Raw genomic sequence first — 15,602 nt, 5'->3', positions numbered from 1 at the left:
ATACGATTTTGGATACTGTACACAAAAAAATGTACGAATAAATTCAACTAAAACACACAGCAATTGTGAGGTTTTTGAATAAAAGGGGTATGTCCATGTCTGAGGAAAATATTACAAGAATACATGTAGACGATAAAGAATATATATTAATCGGTACTGCACACGTATCAAAACAAAGTGCAGAGCAAGTAAAAGAAGTAATTGAAGCAGAGCAGCCGGATGCAGTTTGTATTGAATTAGACGAACAGCGTTATCAGTCGATTACGGAAGGAAACAAGTGGAAAGATACCGACATCTTTCAAATTATTAAGGAAAAAAAGGCAACATTATTATTAATGAATTTAGCCATTTCCTCCTTTCAAAAGCGAATGGCTGAACAATTTAATATAAATCCTGGTCAGGAAATGATTCAGGGGATTAAATCAGCTGAAGAAGTTGGAGCAGGTCTCGTTCTAGCAGACCGTAATATTCAAATCACTTTTTCTCGCATATGGCGTAATCTAGGAATAAAAGGAAAGGCAATGTTACTGACACAAGTGATTGCTGGGATTTTTAGTAAAGAAACGATTTCTGAAGAAGAATTGGAAAAGATGAAATCACAGGATATGATTGATTCGATGTTGCAAGACTTTACGGAATACTTTCCGCGTCTAAAAGAACCTTTAATTGATGAACGTGATCGGTATTTAGCCCAGAAAATAAAAGAAGCGCCAGGTGAAAAGGTAGTAGCAGTCTTGGGAGCGGCGCATGTTCCAGGGATTACACGCGAATTTCGTAATCACCATGATTTAGAAAAGTTAACAGAAGTTCCGCCCAAATCTATTTGGCCTAAAGTAATCGGCTGGTCCATACCGGCCCTCATTATTGGGATTATTGCTTATACATTTTTCTCCAACCCATCTGCAGGTTGGCAGCAAACTTTAAGTTGGGTGTTATGGAATGGTTCATTATCTGCAATTGGTACTGCGATAGCATTTGGACACCCGCTTGCGATAGTGACGGCATTTATCGCTGCCCCCATTACGTCACTGAATCCATTGCTTGCAGCAGGTTGGTTCGCGGGAATTGCGCAAGCATATGTACGTAGGCCAAGTGTACGTGATTTTGAATCACTATCACAAGATGTTTTTTCAGTAAAAGGCTTCTGGCATAATAAAGCTACCCGTGTTTTACTCGTCGTTGTTCTTGCTAACATTGGAAGTTCCTTTGGGACATTTATTGGAGGAGCAGACGTTATTCGGTTATTCTTTAAACATTTTTAATCGTGAGATGCATGTTGATTAAAAAAATGTTAGTTTGAAAATGAAATGATTGGGTAAAAGATAAAAAAAGACTATAATGAAATATATATCATCATATTTTAAAGAAATCGGATATTGCGTGGAGGGATGTGAGGATTATGAATATGTATATGTCTAAGATGCCACGTTTTGTGAAGCGGGAAATGGAACAAATCCAAAAGATTGTTGGACCATTAGCTAAAAAGTCATCGAAGTATGCACTGTGGTCCTTACCACTAATTAGTATTTCCCTAGTCAACATTGTGTTCTTACTATTTATTGTTCCAGCTGAATATCAAAGTACTCCAACTGTTTATATATTTGCAGCACTGGGAGCATTTGGATTAGCGCTCTCCAGGGAATCAAAGCTTCAAAAAAGAGAAATTCATAAACTTAGTACAGATTATATGATTAAACGAATTCAACAAAGTGATATCGCATCTGAGCTATCACAAAAAAGATATATTCGCTTAATCCATGAACAACCATTACAAATGATGCAACATTTTGTTAGATTTTTGGAAGAAGAAAATAGATCGAATACAATAGAAGAAAACTAAACTAGTATCGTTTTAGAAAAACAGACCTTCACGTAGTTGGGGGTCTGTTTTTATTTGTGTACTAGCAATTTCCTCATACACCTCTTACTCGATTTGATTTTACAAAGACAAATTGTAGAAATAAGAAAGCTGCTATGCACCCCAATTTAGCTAAAATCATAAATCTGGGGTGTGAAAATATTATACAAACTTACCCCGTGTATTGTCATATAATCATTGAGATTAAACCATGAGTTGTGTGGCATTTCAATTTACAAATAGACGAATAAAAGCTAATATACTTAGGGACACGAAATTTTTAAATAGAAGCTAAAACTTAATGGCGGAAGTAGGAAAAGCATGTCATTTATTGAAGAATGGTCAGCGCAATTCAAGACATATAATCGGAATATTAAGTTAGCTATTTGGGCTAATATCTTTTCCCAAATTGGTATGGGCATGTTTATGGTCATTTATAATTTCTACATACGAGCGCTTGGGTTGAGTCAGGATGTAAATGGGCAAGTCATTGCGCTTACTGCATTGGCGACAGCACTTATCTTAGTTCCTGCTGGAATGATGAGCGATAAGCTAGGTAGAAAAAGGGTCATGCTGTTTGGCGTCATCACATCGGGAATGGTACTTATTTTACGTAGTCTCGTGGAACCACAGTTTTTCCTGTTAGCAACTGGCTTTGCGACTGGGATAACAACAGCCTTTTTACAAGTGTCATCGATACCGTGGCTGGCGGAAAATTCTAATCCCAAACAACGGGTGCATTTATTTAGTTTACATTCTGCTATTATGACTGCTGCTAATGTATTAGGTAGTATTTTAGGCGGAGGATTAACCGATTTATTTTCTTTGTTTACTTCGGAGTTGTTAAGTATTCGGTTTACATTAATTGTGGGTGCTCTCTTTTATTTATTAGCTTTTATTCCTGTTTTAAAAATGACAGAAAAACAGAAGGTATATACAGAAAAAAGGGATTCATCTAAAAGACTTGATTTGAAGGTATTTTTTAATGCGAATAAAGTTGGTATCAAGATCATTGCGCTTTTTTCCATTGCGCAATTGTTAATTGGCTTTGGTAGCGGACTCGTTATTCCGTATTTAAACTTATATTTTGCCGATCGATTTGCAGCCTCTAATTCGATGATTGGTGTTATTATATCGCTTGGCCAGGCGGCAACAGCGGTAGCTATGTTTATTGGACCATTAGTAGTCAAAAAGGTTGGAGAAGTACGTGCGGTTGTTATTTTACAACTTTCTTCCTTGCCATTTCTTTTATTAACAGCTTATACACAAAATTTGTGGTTAGCGAGTATAGGGTTTCTATTCCGCCAAGCGTTAATGAATGCTGGTAACCCGATACAAATGTCATTAATGATGTCAAAAGTTGATGATTCTGTAAAGGGTCTCGCAAACTCCGTGAATCAAATGGTATTTCAGTTAGGGTGGGCTTTTATGGGTCCTGTTTCAACGTCAATTGTGCTACAGTATGGCTCTTACTGGGGTTATGCACACATATTTACGATAACATCCGGATTATATTTAACCGGCTCACTTTATTTCTATTTTGTATTTCGAAAACTAAAATCAGATACATAGCATCATATAATAGTAGGTGATACTTTACGTTACTAGCTTTTAATTTAAATAGCTGATTTCCATGACTACAATCTAATGTAGAGAATGGAACCATCACTAGCGTCTATATCAACAATAACTAAGCCACGATAATTTTGCATTTCCCGTATGAGTTGTTTTATCATCGGCTTTGCATAATGCTTATTCATCTGATGAAGAGGAAAAGGTAGGCTTTGTAATGAAGGATTAGATTTTATAATTTTCTTCCATACAAAGTTAGAACAAATAATTCCATTGGCAAGATGTAATAAACCATATGGAATGCGTATTGTAAGTTTTCTTTGACCTTGGGCCTGGATTTTTATTTTAATCATGATATACACCTACCTTTTTCTTTCATTACGCTATAAATATATTGATTTGGTCTCCTTCAGCAGTTGTAATGTCAACAATCTGCCCATCCAATTCATTTTCAATAGCATCTAAGATTAGATCAATGTCAATATCTTTTACATATTGCGCAGACTGTGGAATACTTGCAGCAATACTCTGTCCGGTAGCTAATGCGATTTTAACGAGTCGAAGGGGCAAATTAACTTTTACATTATCATTAGACTCAGAAATGACCACAATCTTTAGTGTTTTATCTAAATAATGAGTATCACGCTTGTTGTGCCCTTTTTCTTCTTCTTGATGTGGCTCTTGCTTTAACAGGTTGATGAGTTCGCTCGCCTTATCTGCATCGATTTTTCCTTCTTCCATCATCTTCAAAATTCTTGAAATTTCATTTTTCATATGATCCACCTTACCTTTTTAGTAATTTAATTGCTTCATCGGGGGTTATCTCTTCATTCTCGAGCATGGTGACAATATTCTCTTTAGAAATAGCTGTGTGATTCTTTTTTTCTTCTTTTTTATAGCCAAGTGTTGAAATGATGTCATTCAATTTACCGCGTACTGTCGGATAGGAAACGCCGAGTTCCTTTTCAACTTCTTTAATATTTCCACGACTCACAAGAAAGACTTCAACAAAATGGAGTTGATCTTCCGAGAGTTGGGAGATCCTCGAGAATTTGAAGTCATTTTCAATCGTTGTGTGGCAATGTTGACAGTGTAATTTTGTAATGGTTAATGTATTGCTGCAGATAGGGCAATGGGTTAATACTTGATGTGTCATGATTCAAACTCCCTTCTCTTTCTACATCATATTATATCAATAAACTTAAAAAAGTAAATGATTATATTTAATAATTTTATATTTTAATTAATAAATATTAAATATATTAATTTTGTAATTGAATATATGCCTTTCTAGATGATTAGGTGAAGGACGCGCTTTAATTGACATGAAAGCAGTGGATATGTTAAATAAAAAGATAGGGTTAGCACTCTCTGTTTAAGAGTGCTAAAATGATACATGTATATATACGGAAGGAGAAGAAATAAAATGAGTAAAATTGCTTTTAAAGCGGAATCAAAACGATTATTGGAAATGATGATTAATTCTATTTATACGCATCGTGAAGTGTTCTTACGTGAACTGATATCTAATGCAAGCGATGCGATAGATAAAATGTACTATAGAACGTTAACGGATGACGCGTTAACCTTTGATAAGGACGATTATTTTATTCAAATTGAGGCAGATAAAGACACACGGGTTTTGAAGATTACTGATACTGGAATTGGAATGACGAAAGAGGAACTTGAAACGAACTTAGGTACGATTGCAAAGAGTGGATCGTTAGCATTTAAAAAGGAAAATGAAATAACAGATGGTCATGATATAATCGGTCAATTCGGAGTCGGCTTCTATGCTGCGTTCATGGTGGCAGATACAGTGAAAGTGATTAGTCGCTCTGTGGATAGTGACGAGGCATATGTTTGGGAATCAGATGGTGCAGAGGGTTATACGATTGATTCACATGATAAACAATCTGTCGGAACTGAAATTATTTTAAGTATCAAGGAAAGTACGGAAGATGAAGACTATGATCAGTTTCTAGAAGAGTACCGTCTGAAGGAAATTATTAAGAAATACTCCGATTTTATTCGCTATCCAATTAAAATGGAAGTAACAAAAAGTAAGCCGAAAGATGACGAGTCCGATGAGTATGTTGATTACAAGGAAGAAGAAACAATTAACAGTATGGTACCTATTTGGCGAAAGAACCAAAGTGAATTGACAGATGAGGATTACGTCAATTTCTACCAAGAAAAACATTATGGCTTTGATAAACCGTTAAAGCATGCGCATATTAAAGCAGATGGTTCCATTCGTTATGATGCCATTTTATATATTCCAGAAACGATGCCATATGATTATTATACAGCGGAATATGAAAAGGGCTTAGAGCTATATGCAAATAGCGTGTTAATTATGGACAAGTGTGCGGACTTACTCCCTGATTATTTTAGTTTTGTGAAAGGGATGGTCGATTCTGAAGACTTATCACTAAATATTTCACGAGAAATGTTACAACATGATCGTCAGTTGAAGTTAATCGAGAAAAATATTACCCGTCGTATTAAGCGTGAATTGACACAAATGCTTCGTAACGAAAGAGAGAAATACGAGAAGTTTTATGATGCATTTGGCCGTCAATTGAAGTATGGCGTATATAGTGACTTTGGCGCGAACAAAGAAACATTACAAGATTTACTTCTGTTCTACTCATCCAAAGAGAAGAAACTTGTTAGCTTAGAAGAATATGTAGAGCGCATGCCAGAAGATCAGAAATATATCTATTATGCGACTGGTGAATCGAATGAACGTATCGAAAAATTACCACAAACTGAATTAGTTGCGGATAAAGGCTATGAAATTTTATATTTCACTGATGAAATTGATGAATTTGCAATTAAAATGCTCATGCAATATAAAGAAAAAGAATTCCGTTCCGTTTCGAGCGGTGACCTTGGAATTGATACAACAGAAGAAGATAAAAAGGCGGAAAAGGAAGCAACAGAACATAAAGATTTATTTGCCGAAATGAAAACAATTCTAGGTGATAAAGTAAAAGAAGTACGTGTATCGAAACGTTTACGTACGCATCCAGTATGTTTAGCAACAGACGGAGATATTTCACTTGAAATGGAAAAAGTATTAAATCAAATGCCAAACAATCAGCATGTTGAAGCAGAGAAGGTATTGGAAATTAATACGGAGCATGATGTGTATGAATCCTTGAAGGCTGCATTCGATGCGGATAAGGAGAAGTTTACGTTATATACAAACTTGCTATATAATCAAGCGCTACTTATTGAAGGGCTACCGGTAAAAGATCCAGTAGAATTTACAAATGATATTTGTAAAGTAATGGTTTAAAACAAGATAAAACCGAGTATAAATATGTAAGAAGCCGTGACAAATAATGTTTTGTTTATTATAATAATGTAAAATGAAGCACATATAATAAGAAGGACCGTTGGTGTTGCTGCACCAACGGCCCTGTACAATAGCCCTCAAGGGGGCGACTCACATAGTGGGATAAATACAAAAATCACCCTACCATGCTCGTCAGGCGTATAGGGTGGTTATTTTTTTGCATGTGACAGTATCGCAATAATTAATGTTCCAAACGAAATCATTAATACAAGCGCTTCAAAAACCGTCATATAGGCATCACCCCCCTTCAGCAATCAGGGAGTGAGTCGCCACCCAAGAACGCCTCATTGTACTTCTCTATTATAGCATGAAAACACCGTAAGGAAACATGCGTTCCTTTAAATGAATCAAAAGACCCGAATTTATGTTCACTCATCCCGTATTAATTACATATAATATGTGATTAAATATTTATCTATATATTGCTGTTATATTTATGAACGCTTGATAAGTTGTTTGTCCTAGCAATATGTATCATAATGTTATTTAAATGTGAAAGAAAGAGGTGGAGAATTGATATTTGTTATATTAATATGGGGTTCTCTCTTTTTCCAATTAAGTGGAATGGCTAGCGTCTTTGTAGTAAAAGGTGTCGGTTTATGTCGAAACTTTCAGTAATAACCCACCCCTAAAGCTGCCTGTTTATGATAATATTAAAATATAGAATAAGTGCGAATGATGTACTCCCTCTTATGATTCGTAGAGATGCCTATTAAGGTTATACATTTAAACATTGGATAGTAATCATAAGGGTTAAAATTTGATAAACTATAATCGTGCTTTTGGTGACTGAATATTCACTTCTTATAGATTTTTATATTGCAATTTCTTCAAAAAAACAAATGGGGATGGTGTGATGAAGTTGAAAAAGATATTACTGGCAATTTCGATACTTATAGGTGGATTAGGTATATTTAACATCTATCATTCGACTCATAAAGTTTATGCAAATGTAAAAGTTGAAAAGCCTGATTTGAAAAGGGAAATTGAATCTTTTACTGCGATAGGGGATCAAATCATGGTGAAAAGTATAGAAAAGATTGTTGACTTTAATAAGACGCAACAAATTGCTCTGTTTATTAGTCAAGAAGATAAATTGGGCTACGTTATTTTAAAGGATAATAAAATATTGACAGTAGCATACGGTGATAATAAATATGGGTATGATCAATACAAAAACTACTTTATTGTGTATGGTGAAAAACCTAAATTGGAATACAAAAAGTTAAATCTCCTTATTCAAGCAAAAAATAATGAAGATATGAACAAAAGTGTAAACCTAGGCGAAGGAAGATATTATTTGGAAATTCAAAAGCTTCCAAAGGGGATGAAAGAATCTAGGGTATATACGGATAACTATAAATTTAACTAGTAGATTGATAAGGTGGGGAGCATGAAGGTATATAGCCTACTTTATTTCTATTTGGTTTGGTATATATTTCATCATAACTTTTATCGTCTTATCAATGTTGTTATAGATGTCATACTTGTGTCAATAAACATATAACCGGAAGGAATTTTAATTTATATTTGGAGGGAGATGAAGTATGCCTAGATTAACAACCGAAGAGGATTATCGTGCGGATGGGAGAAAGTCCCGAATGATATGGTACGTGCATCTTGTGGTGTTTGTTATTTTCCAAATAGGATTCTTTATATCGCAAGATTTCGTTGTTTGGAAAGTATTTAATTTAAATCAATTTGGAGAATGGTTTGTATCAAAACTTACTTTTTTAGAATGGATTCAGATTCATGACCTGAAACAATTTAATGATGTAACAGGAGTATGGGGAATAACGTTAATCATTCATGGGCTATGTTCCTTTATTTATTCATTTTGGCCAAGGAAGGAAAAACCTACTACACATCTGTCATGAACAAATATAACACAAAAAAAGACCAACTTAACGAGTAAGTTGGTCCAACCTTTATTTCATAGGGGAAGTTAAAAAGAAAAGAGTTGAGAAATAGGGTTATAGTGATTATACCCGTTTTGCTGTTATCCAAACCTACCTGATATATAATCTTCTGTTCTCTTATCATGAGGATGATGAAAGATTGTATTCGTCTGATCGTATTCTACAACTTTTCCATCCAAAAAGAATGCTGTGCGATCAGAAATCCTTGCTGCCTGTTGCATGTTGTGTGTGACAATCGTAATCGCATATTTATCTTTTAAATCACGAATTAATTCCTCGACTTTTAAGGTTGATTTAGGATCAAGTGCGGATGTTGGTTCATCCATTAAAATAATCTCAGGCTCGATTGCTAAACAACGTGCAATACAAAGACGTTGCTGTTGCCCACCTGATAAGCGGTAGGCGTTCGTATGGAGACGGTCTTTTACTTCATCCCATATATAAGCACCGCGCAAGCTCTTCTCAACAATCTCATCTAAAATTAGTTTATTACGGATACCGTGAATTTTCGGGCCGTACGCGACATTTTCGTATATAGACTTTGGAAATGGGGTAGGCTTTTGGAATACCATACCAACACGTGAGCGTAGTTCCTCAACTGGATAATCAGAAAGCGCCTGATTTTGATATACAATCTTACCGGATGTTTTTACTCCTGGAACAAGTTCGACCATACGATTTAATGTTTTTAAATAAGTTGATTTTCCACAACCGGATGGACCAATTATTGCTGTAACTTCTTTTTCATGTATGGTTAGATTAATATTTTTTAAAGCATGTGTGTCCCCGTACCATAAATGGAAGTCTTCTGTTTGAAATACAGGTTTCTTAATAAGCTCGACCCGCTCTACATGTTCAGTATCCTTTTCCATTATATTTGTCTTTGGTTGACTTAATACAGTAATCGCACTCATGAAAACACTCCTTTGGTTTATACTTTCCAATTACCATTTATTTTAATTTACATAGTAGACGTATATTGCGAACTAGTGAAAACTTGCTTCTTTTACTTATTTTATAACGAATGGGAGCGTGAATTCGCTCCGGCAGAATACTTCGCTTTCCGCGGGCACGGCCTTGCCCCAACACTGGGGTATGCCGACGTTGGCCGCAAAGGCCGTATTTAGTCGGCCCTCCTTAAATTATTTCCTGTGGGGTTTCCGACGCACAGGACGTGCTAGTGCAGGTGTTGCGACAGGACGTCGCGAACTTAACCTGCCTTGCCCCAACACTGGGGTATGTCGACGTTGGCCGCAAAGGCCGTAGTTAGTCGGCCCCCCTCTAAATCGCGCTGCGGGGTCTTCGGACTCGTGCTGTTCCCGCAGGAGTCTACGTATTCCGCCTGCGCTAAGTGACAGTATTTAATAAAGGGTAAATTCTCTACCAATGCATGCATATCAATTGTACACAAGTATTTTCCCTTTGAAGTATGTTTCTTATAAGACTTACAAAGATTGATTAGCATAATCATCGCGGTTGTTTGGAGTGAAGGACAGTTGACTCCTCAAAAATGCAAAGAACGCATTTTATTGTGCAAAATCTGAATATCTAATTAAGTAATGAATAATAGATTTCACAATTTTAAAATACAAATACTAGCGGAGAAAATACACGAAGACTCCTGCGGGAGGAAAGGCCTAGATGAGACCCCACAGAGCGTTAGCTCGAGGAGGCTCAACAGCCGCCCGCGGAAAGCGAAGTGTATTTTCGTAGCGAGTTATGCACTCATCTAAAAGATAGTTAGTTCACAGTTTGAGTATATTGTGCAGTATCCACAACCTTTATAAAAACAATATCTACCACTTAATCGCTTCCTTACAGTAGCTGTTTTAACCGCTGTATTCAGAGACGAGCTCCTAAAACCGATGTTGGAATTTATTCCGCAACATAATCGCAGTAACATTTAAGGTAACAAGTAACACGAGTAAAACAACAATCGTCGCAGCAGCAAGATTCGCATATTCCGCAACAAGTGTAGAATCTAATGTCCAATAATATATTTGCATTGGTAAAACTGTAAATTTATCAAAAATACCATTCGGAAATGGAATCAATAGTGCCGGAATGCCAATGACGACAAGTGGAGCTGTTTCACCTATTCCACGTGAGAGAGAAAGAATGGCACCAGTTAAAATACCTGGTAAAGCTGCAGGCAAAATAATACGCTTTACTGTTTGCCACTTGGTCGCTCCTAAACCGTAAGAAGCCTCGCTAAGTTGATAAGGTACTGCACGAATAGCCTCTTGGCTGGCAACGATAATGATAGGTAAAATAAGTAATGACATGGTTAAACCGCCCGCAAGGATGATATTACCGAGATCTAATGCACGAACAAATACCGTCATTCCAAGAATGCCGTAGACAATAGACGGTACACCGGCCAAGTTAGCGATATTTGTTTGGATGAAAGATTGAAACCTTCCTTTTCTTGCGTATAATTCTAAATAAATGGCTGTTCCGACGCCGAAAAATAATGTAACAGGAGTGACGACGACCATTAACCAAAGGGTTCCTAAAATAGCACCAAAAATACCTGCCCTTTCTGCTTGAGTAGATTGTTTTCCGGTTAAAAAGTCGATGTTAATCCAAGAGATACCTTGAGAAAATACACGATATAAAAGAAGACTGAGAACAAGTAAACAAAAAATAGTAGATAGGAAGAATACTCCTTTTGCAATTGTGTTAACCGTAATTCTGAATCTGGTTCTATCTGTCGTTGTTGAAAAGTCCATTGGTTTCATCTTTTCTTTCCCCCTATCTTAGTAATCTTCTTTAAATTTCTTAGTTATCATACTAGCAACGTAGTTCATCAAAAGCGTAAATATAAATAAGGTCAAGGCAACAGCATATAGACTGTAATAAATTGTTGATCCTGCTGGTGCATCACCGCCAGTAACTTCGACAATATATGCGGTCATCGTTTGCATGGATTGTGTGACATCAAAGGAGAAGTTTTTTGAACTACCACTTGCAATGGTGACAATCATTGTTTCACCAATTGCTCGGGATATGCCAAGAACGATAGAAGCGATTATTCCTGACAATGCACCAGGTATGACAACTTTGAGGGCCATTTCAAAACGTGTGGAACCTAAAGCTAACGCGCCTTCCCTTAATGTATTTGGTACAGCATTCATGGCATCTTCTGATAACGAAGCAATCATCGGAATAATCATGACCCCCATCACTATTCCAGGACTTAAAATATTTGTTGCTTCTAAACTTGGAATGACCTTTTGTAAGATAGGCGTAACGAATGTGAAGGCAAAAAAGCCATACACAATGGTCGGAATGCCGGCTAGTAATTCCAAAATTGGTTTAAGAATTTTTCTTGCGCGTGAAGAAGCAAATTCACTTAAGTAAATGGCAACCATTAATCCAATAGGAGTTGCAACAAACATTGCGATAACGGTTGATGTCAATGTACCTGCCACTAAAGGTAAGACACCAAATTGCGGTTCTTTACTTAATGGTTTCAACACAGTGCTCGTAAAGAACTCCCAAATGGAGACATGAGAAAAAAATGCTATTGCATTTGAAAGCAGTGTATAAATAATCCCAAGCGTGGTGAGGACTGAACCACATGCTATGATGAATAGGAAGAATGGGATGAGTTTCTCTAACCTTTGTATATAGACTCTTCGTTTCTTTTGTTGCCTCATTAAATCTCGTACACTCACATTCATTTGCATATATTTTTTCCTTTCTAAATGAGATAAGAAGATGAGATGGCCAATTGCAATCTCATCCTCAACAGGGGGTGCTATATTGAACTAAGAAACAACTAGGTAATCCATAACAGTTATTTTAATTCCTCTAGAAAATCTAAGTTTTCTTGTATTTCATCATGCGGTATTGGTGCAAAGCCAGTTTCACCAGCAAAAACATTGATGTTGTCTAGTGCATATTTTGCAAAGTCTAATACTTGTGGTTTCTGAATGGCATGATTTACATTTAAGTACGTAAATACTGGTCTAGTGAACGGGGCATAGTCACCATCCTCCGCAATTGTGTCAAGGGACGGTACAATAGCACCTTCTCCAAAGTCCACGGCAACCGCTTGAAGTACATCTTGGTTTGTCGCATAGTATCCAAATCCGAAAAATGCAATGCCATTTTTATCGTCTGAAATGAGTTTGACAAGTGTGGAATATTCTTGCTGTAAATTTACGTTATTCATTAAATCTTGTTCTTCTAGTACATTTTCATAGAAAAATTCATATGTACCATGGTTTTCGTTTGGACCGTACGTATTTATTTCCTCGTCTGGCCAATCTGAATTAATGTCAGACCATTTTGTGATGTCGCCATCAGCTAAGAATATTTTCTTTATATCTTCAGCGGTCATTTCAGTAGCCCAATCATTCTCTTTATTAATAACGAATGTTAAGCCGTCTAAAGCAACTTTTAATTCTTTTATTTCAATTCCTAACTCGTCGGCTTTCGCTTGCTCTTCTTCTTTGATTTGGCGTGAAGCATCATTAAAATCTGTACCATTTGCTTCAAGGAATTTTTTGAAACCAGCACTTGTGCCTGCTCGACTCACTTCTACAGAGACACCTTCTTGTTCTGTTAGCATATACTCTTCTGCAATTCGTGCCATCAGTGGATAGACTGTACCAGATCCGTCAATGACAACACTACCCGATAATGCTGCGGTTTCTTTACTTTTCTCTGCACTATCTTTTGAACCATCTGAAGCTTTCTCTTCTGTGTCCGCCTTTTTTTGAGGTTCGTCAGCTCCAACCTTGTCCGAACATGCAGTCGTAATAACAGCTCCAATCATGAACATAAGAAGTAATAATAACTTTTTAAACTTCATGCCATTGTCCTCCCCTTTTTGGATAAATGTTTGTAGTTTTTGTAGTTCCTTACAATTTCAAGTATAAAGGGGAATTGTTGAGCTAGTTTTAATTAAGTGTAAATGTTATGTAAATTTAGAAACCAGGGCAAAAATAAAAAGAGGTGTAACAAAGGGAAGAGCGCCTTCGTTTACAACCTCTTTAAACATACTATTTCCGATGCATTTTAAATTCTAAAAATAAATCATTATAATAGGCAAGATTTTTTCGACCAAGATTTTGATAGACCTCAAGTTTTTTCGTAATTTCGGTAGCTGGATAAAATCGCTCATCTTCTACCATTTCAGGATCCATATATTTTAATGCTTCTTTATTTGGCGTGGAATAGGCAACATATTCCGTATTCTGGGCAGAGACTTTAGGATCAAGCATGAAATTAATGAATTTGTATGCAGCGTCCACGTTTTTCGCTGTTTTTGGAATAACAAAATTGTCAAACCACAAATTTGATCCTTCTTTCGGTACAACATAGTCTACATCTTCATTTTCACCCATAATATCTGCTGCATCACCGGACCAAATAACAGCGATTGCAGCCTCGTTATTTTGCATGAGTAATTTGTTCTCATCACCAACAACAGCTTTTACGTTTGGTGTTAATGTTTCAAGTTTTTCTAGCGTTTCTTGTAAGTGTGCTTTATTTGTATCATTTAATGAGTAGCCTAGGCTATTGAGGCCCATACCGATGATTTCCCGCGCACCATCAATTAATAAAATTTGGTTTTTTAAATCTTTATCCCATAGATCGTTCCAACTATCGAACTCTTTATTTGGTAGGAGTTTACGGTTAAATGTAATACCAACGGTCCCCCAAAAATATGGAATGGAATATTTATTGCCGGGGTCAAACGGAAGATTTAAAAACCGCTCGTCTATATTTTTTAAATTTGGTAGCTTTGATTGATCTAGCGGTAACAGTAATTCATCCTCGTACATCTTTTCTACCATATATTCAGATGGAACGGCGACATCATATGTTGTCCCGCCTTGCTGAATCTTCGTAAGCATTGCCTCGTTTGAATCGAATGTTTCATAAATAACCTTAATACCAGTCTCTTTTTCAAATTGCTTAATTAAATCCGTATCGATATAGTCGCCCCAATTAAATATCGTTAATGTATCAGCGCCGGCATATCCTTCAGATTTATTCAACTCGTGGATGATATATAACAGCAAGGCGCTTACGATGAGGCAAGCTATAAGGGTTCGAATGAGTTTATTCATTTTCTAATAGCCACCTCTTTTACATTTGCCCGTTGGCTAATAAAGTAGTAAATTCCAACAAGCATAATCGTGACGACAAACAGTACGGCAGACAATGCGTTAATACTAAGTGAAATCCCACGTCTTGCTAAAGAGTATATTTCCACTGATAAAGTAGAAAATCCATTCCCCGTTACGAAGAAAGTAACTGCAAAGTCATCTAAGGAATACGTAAGTGCCATAAAGAAACCAGCAAAGACACCTGGTGTAATGTAAGGTAAAATTACTTTGGATAATACATCCCATTGACTCGCACCAAGGTCACGAGCAGCGTCGATTAATGATGGGCTCATTTCTGAAAGCTTCGGCAAGACAAGTAAAACGACAATCGGAATGCTAAACGCAATATGCGATAGTAGCACTGAATAAAAGCCGAGTTTAATACCTGCAATTGTAAATAAGATTAAAAACGAAGCACCCATAATTACATCAGGGCTGATAATTAGTACATTATTTAAAGAGAGTACCGTATTTTTTGTTCTACTCTTTCGATACGAATAAATAGCCAAAGCACCAATAACACCAATTACAGTTGCGATAATAGATGAAAGTAATGCAATGACTAACGTATTTAAGACGATAATCATGAGTCGGGTATCATGAAAAATTTCTCGATACCATTCCAGTGTAAATCCTTTGAAATTGCTCATCGTTCCCCCACTGTTGAAAGAGTAAAAGATTAAGTAAAAGATGGGGGTATATAAAAGAGCGAAAACAAAAATTAAAAACAACCTGGATTTAAGTGACGCTTTTTGCCTCAT

General features: G+C 36.4%; 16 protein-coding genes. 6 read left to right on the top strand and 10 right to left on the bottom strand.

The features are described 5' to 3' along the window. Positions 1–95 precede the first annotated feature (95 nt). The 3 genes from ACFFIS_RS05625 to ACFFIS_RS05615 all read left to right on the top strand — a co-directional run bounded on the left by ACFFIS_RS05625 (position 96) and on the right by ACFFIS_RS05615 (position 3,430). Positions 96–1,262 carry a TraB/GumN family protein gene (locus tag ACFFIS_RS05625; RefSeq protein ID WP_390186531.1) on the top strand — a complete coding sequence of 389 codons (1,167 nt, stop codon included), beginning with the start codon at positions 96–98 and terminating at the stop codon, positions 1,260–1,262. Positions 1,263–1,399: 137 nt separating this feature from the next. Then, positions 1,400–1,840, top strand: a complete 441-nt coding sequence (locus ACFFIS_RS05620) for a YwnF family protein (protein ID WP_320380459.1) — start codon at positions 1,400–1,402, stop codon at positions 1,838–1,840. A 339-nt stretch (positions 1,841–2,179) separates the two neighbouring features. Continuing rightward, positions 2,180–3,430, top strand: a complete 1,251-nt coding sequence (locus ACFFIS_RS05615; RefSeq protein WP_320380458.1) for an MFS transporter — start codon at positions 2,180–2,182, stop codon at positions 3,428–3,430. 65 nt (positions 3,431–3,495) lie between these two features. Here the strand turns inward: ACFFIS_RS05615 and ACFFIS_RS05610 are convergent, their stop codons facing one another. Genes ACFFIS_RS05610 through ACFFIS_RS05600 form a run of 3 tightly spaced genes read right to left on the bottom strand, consistent with a single transcriptional unit; the run spans position 3,496 to position 4,586 of the window. Next, on the bottom strand, positions 3,496–3,783 hold the full coding sequence (locus tag ACFFIS_RS05610; RefSeq protein ID WP_320380457.1) for a hypothetical protein: 288 nt from the start codon (positions 3,781–3,783) through the stop codon (positions 3,496–3,498). A 25-nt stretch (positions 3,784–3,808) separates the two neighbouring features. After that, entirely contained in the window at positions 3,809–4,204 is a 396-nt protein-coding gene (locus ACFFIS_RS05605; RefSeq protein ID WP_320380456.1) for an SHOCT-like domain-containing protein, read from the bottom strand. 10 nt (positions 4,205–4,214) lie between these two features. Further along, positions 4,215–4,586 carry a DUF2089 domain-containing protein gene (locus tag ACFFIS_RS05600; protein WP_390186529.1) on the bottom strand — a complete coding sequence of 124 codons (372 nt, stop codon included), beginning with the start codon at positions 4,584–4,586 and terminating at the stop codon, positions 4,215–4,217. A gap of 270 nt (positions 4,587–4,856) precedes the next feature. Between ACFFIS_RS05600 and htpG the strand changes: the two genes are divergently transcribed. Beyond that, complete coding sequence (htpG, locus tag ACFFIS_RS05595) at positions 4,857–6,737, top strand: molecular chaperone HtpG (RefSeq protein ID WP_320380455.1); 1,881 nt, start codon at positions 4,857–4,859, stop codon at positions 6,735–6,737. A 209-nt stretch (positions 6,738–6,946) separates the two neighbouring features. Here the strand turns inward: htpG and ACFFIS_RS05590 are convergent, their stop codons facing one another. After that, positions 6,947–7,027: a putative holin-like toxin gene (locus ACFFIS_RS05590; RefSeq protein ID WP_390186580.1), complete on the bottom strand. Its 81-nt coding sequence runs from the start codon at positions 7,025–7,027 to the stop codon at positions 6,947–6,949. 626 nt (positions 7,028–7,653) lie between these two features. Here ACFFIS_RS05590 and ACFFIS_RS05585 point away from each other — a divergent pair. Both ACFFIS_RS05585 and ACFFIS_RS05580 read left to right on the top strand, forming a co-directional pair. Continuing rightward, positions 7,654–8,169 carry a hypothetical protein gene (locus ACFFIS_RS05585; RefSeq protein WP_390186528.1) on the top strand — a complete coding sequence of 172 codons (516 nt, stop codon included), beginning with the start codon at positions 7,654–7,656 and terminating at the stop codon, positions 8,167–8,169. A 175-nt stretch (positions 8,170–8,344) separates the two neighbouring features. After that, positions 8,345–8,674 carry a YfzA family protein gene (locus tag ACFFIS_RS05580; protein ID WP_320380452.1) on the top strand — a complete coding sequence of 110 codons (330 nt, stop codon included), beginning with the start codon at positions 8,345–8,347 and terminating at the stop codon, positions 8,672–8,674. A 122-nt stretch (positions 8,675–8,796) separates the two neighbouring features. Here the strand turns inward: ACFFIS_RS05580 and pstB are convergent, their stop codons facing one another. The 6 genes from pstB to ACFFIS_RS05550 form a co-directional block, all read right to left on the bottom strand. Further along, positions 8,797–9,588 carry a phosphate ABC transporter ATP-binding protein PstB gene (pstB, locus tag ACFFIS_RS05575; protein WP_320380655.1) on the bottom strand — a complete coding sequence of 264 codons (792 nt, stop codon included), beginning with the start codon at positions 9,586–9,588 and terminating at the stop codon, positions 8,797–8,799. 984 nt (positions 9,589–10,572) lie between these two features. After that, positions 10,573–11,457: a phosphate ABC transporter permease PstA gene (gene pstA, locus ACFFIS_RS05570; protein ID WP_320380451.1), complete on the bottom strand. Its 885-nt coding sequence runs from the start codon at positions 11,455–11,457 to the stop codon at positions 10,573–10,575. An 18-nt stretch (positions 11,458–11,475) separates the two neighbouring features. Then, on the bottom strand, positions 11,476–12,402 hold the full coding sequence (gene pstC, locus ACFFIS_RS05565; protein WP_390186579.1) for a phosphate ABC transporter permease subunit PstC: 927 nt from the start codon (positions 12,400–12,402) through the stop codon (positions 11,476–11,478). 116 nt (positions 12,403–12,518) lie between these two features. Continuing rightward, positions 12,519–13,538 (bottom strand): PstS family phosphate ABC transporter substrate-binding protein, encoded by a 1,020-nt coding sequence (locus ACFFIS_RS05560; protein WP_390186526.1) that lies wholly within the window; start codon positions 13,536–13,538, stop codon positions 12,519–12,521. Between the two features lie 190 nt (positions 13,539–13,728). Then, positions 13,729–14,802: an ABC transporter substrate-binding protein gene (locus ACFFIS_RS05555; RefSeq protein ID WP_390186524.1), complete on the bottom strand. Its 1,074-nt coding sequence runs from the start codon at positions 14,800–14,802 to the stop codon at positions 13,729–13,731. Next, positions 14,799–15,602, bottom strand: coding sequence for an ABC transporter permease (locus ACFFIS_RS05550; protein ID WP_390186523.1), 804 nt, complete (start codon positions 15,600–15,602; stop codon positions 14,799–14,801). The genes ACFFIS_RS05555 and ACFFIS_RS05550 overlap by 4 nt, the downstream gene beginning before the upstream one ends.

It is taken from the genome of Paracerasibacillus soli (assembly GCF_042432965.1).
Lineage (GTDB): Bacteria > Bacillota > Bacilli > Bacillales > Amphibacillaceae > Paracerasibacillus > Paracerasibacillus soli.
The sequence above is the reverse complement of the archived record's forward strand: the minus strand, read 5'-3'. Positions and strand labels throughout refer to the sequence as shown.